Below are 1689 nucleotides of genomic sequence, written 5' to 3'. Positions count from 1 at the left end.
GCAACATCCCGGCGCATGTCTTCGAGCTGTTTCCGGTGCTGAAGCAGATGCTCGGCCGCCGCGGCGGCGATCTCTCCGGCGGCCAGCAGCAGCAGCTCGCCATCGGCCGGGCGCTGGTGATGCGGCCGAAGCTCCTGGTGCTCGACGAGCCGACCGAAGGCATCCAGCCGTCGATCATCAAGGATATCGGCCGCGCCATCCGCTATCTGCGCGACCAGGCGGAGATCGCCGTGCTTCTGGTTGAGCAATATCTCGACTTCTGCCGCGAGCTAGCCGACGAGGTCAACATCATGGATCGCGGCCAGATCGTGCATACGGGTCCGGCGGAAGACCTCGACAGGGCGGATGTGCGGAAGTTCCTCACGGTGTAAGTCGCGTCGTCGTCATCCTTGGGCGAAGCAAGGAGCGAAGCGACGCGGCGCAGACCCAACCATCCATGCCGTGACGTCGGCCGCAGAGTGCTGCGCTACAGAATAGGGTTCTTTGCGCAGCGCCATTCCAACTTCCGCACCATCAGTAACGCTTCCAAGTAACGGCATAAATCCTCGGGTCTTCGCTCCGCTTCGCGTCGCTGCGCCCAAGGATGACGAAGTGTTCGACGGCTCTGGCGCGCTCAATACTCCATGCTAGTCTTTTCTTGGCCTTGGTGAGTCGGCCGCTTTCCGTACCAGTCGCGCGAATGAGGGGGGAAGGCGCGGACACCGCCCGCAAGTTCCACGCAAGCGAGCCCGCTTAGCTTTCCCCGCAGTGATTGTCGGTCAATGCGTCCAAAAAGACTCTTGCCAGGGGATGGCGATGGAACGTTTTGTCGAGGACTATCAGAAGCGGCGCCTCACGGAGCGCGTCGATATCATGACCGCGATCAACATCCTGATGTCGCAAGGCTATGACGAGGATGATCTGCTCGGCGAAATGACCAAGGTTTTTTATGTCGACCTTGACGCCTTCAACGACGTGATTGCTCACCACTGAGAGTGAGCAGGAGGCCCCGAAAAGGTCATCCGGCGAGGCGGAAGTCCAGGACGCGATTGCGGCCGGCGCGCTTGGCGGCGTAGAGCGCCTTGTCGGCGGCGCTGAGCACTTTGTCGAAGCTCATGCCGTCCGTGCTGCCGAAGGCGAAGCCGGCGCTGACCGTGCAGCGCAGCGGGCCGGTTTCGGTCTCAATCGTGCGCGCGGCGAAAGCGGCCCTGACACGTTCGGCCGTTGCTCCAGCCACCTCGGGCAAAATGCGCCTCAACACCATGGCAAATTCCTCGCCGCCCATGCGCGCGGCGGAGTCGTTCGGGCGCAGACCGGCGCAAAGCACTTCGGCAAAGACCCTCAGCACCTCGTCGCCGGCGGCATGGCCGAACTGGTCGTTGATCGCCTTGAAGCCGTCGAGGTCGAACACGACCACAGCGGTGAAGGCGCTGACCGGCGTCTTGCCGTGCAGGTCGAACAGAGCGCGGCGGTTGAGCAGGCCGGTCAAGGCATCGGTTTGCGCCTCGCGCTGATGGTGGCGGGCGAGCCGACCCTGGTTGAGCGCCAGCGACAATGCGCCGATGCCGGTCATGGAAGCGATGACGATGACGAGGCTCAGATCCTCCGCCCAGTTGCTCGGCGCGTGACCGAGAACCAGTTTGCCATCCCACGCCAGCACGGCCGCGCACAGCACGAAGGATGCCGCGGTCAGTGAATAGAGCAGCGACA

3 protein-coding genes are annotated in these 1689 nt (G+C 63.3%); 2 read left to right on the top strand and 1 reads right to left on the bottom strand.

Going from position 1 to position 1689, the window contains the following annotated elements; all coding sequences use genetic code 11:
* Nucleotides 1-371, top strand: a 371-nt coding sequence (locus tag EOA28_RS35020) for an ATP-binding cassette domain-containing protein (protein ID WP_128315812.1), incomplete at its 5' end; no start/stop codon positions are given.
* 424 nt (nucleotides 372-795) lie between these two features.
* Nucleotides 796-972, top strand: coding sequence for a hypothetical protein (locus tag EOA28_RS35015; RefSeq protein ID WP_126060673.1), 177 nt, complete (start codon nucleotides 796-798; stop codon nucleotides 970-972).
* Nucleotides 973-997: 25 nt separating this feature from the next.
* Here EOA28_RS35015 and EOA28_RS35010 read toward each other — a convergent pair.
* A partial coding sequence (locus tag EOA28_RS35010; RefSeq protein ID WP_148671076.1) for a GGDEF domain-containing protein occupies nucleotides 998-1689 on the bottom strand: 692 nt, incomplete at its 5' end.

It is taken from the genome of Mesorhizobium sp. M2A.F.Ca.ET.067.02.1.1, from assembly GCF_004023285.1.
GTDB lineage: Bacteria > Pseudomonadota > Alphaproteobacteria > Rhizobiales > Rhizobiaceae > Mesorhizobium.
The sequence above is the reverse complement of the archived record's forward strand: the minus strand, read 5'-3'. Positions and strand labels throughout refer to the sequence as shown.